General features: G+C 66.5%; 1 protein-coding gene. It reads right to left on the reverse strand.

Annotated features, from left to right (window positions below; genetic code table 11):
* Window positions 1-556, reverse strand: a 556-nt coding sequence (locus F8D48_RS11500; RefSeq protein ID WP_151432176.1) for an ATP-binding cassette domain-containing protein, incomplete at both ends; no start/stop codon positions are given.

The following is a 556-nucleotide window of genomic DNA, read 5'->3' on the forward strand; positions in this document are numbered from 1 at the left end:
TCTCGTGGGCTCGTCGAGCAAAAGCAGGTTGCCGCCCTGCTTGAGCGTGAGCGCCAAGTTCAGGCGGTTGCGCTCGCCGCCGGAGAGCACGCCGGCCGGCTTCTGCTGGTCGGAGCCTTTGAAGCCGAAGCTGGCCACGTAGGCGCGGCTGGGGATCTCCGTGTCGCCCACGATCATGAAGTCGTTGCCGCCGGAGACGACCTCCCACAGCTTCGTGTTCGGGTCGATGCCCTCGCGGTTCTGGTCTACGTAGCTGATCACCACGGATTCACCGATGTCGAGCGTGCCGCCGTCGACCGGTTCCAGGCCCATGATCATCTTGAACAGGGTGGACTTGCCCACGCCGTTCGGGCCGATGACGCCCACGATGCCGTTCGGGGGCAGGTCGAACGACAGGTCGTCGATGAGCACGCGGTCGCCGAAGGCCTTGTGCAGGTGGCTCGCCTCGATGACCTTCGCGCCCAGGCGGGGCGGCACGGGGATCTGGATCTCGTTGTAGTCGAGCTTCTTGTTCGCGCGCGCCTCGGCGGCCATCTGCTCGTAGGCGGCCAGGCGC

Origin of the sequence: Adlercreutzia muris (genome assembly GCF_008831045.1) — a bacterium.
Lineage (GTDB): Bacteria > Actinomycetota > Coriobacteriia > Coriobacteriales > Eggerthellaceae > Adlercreutzia > Adlercreutzia muris.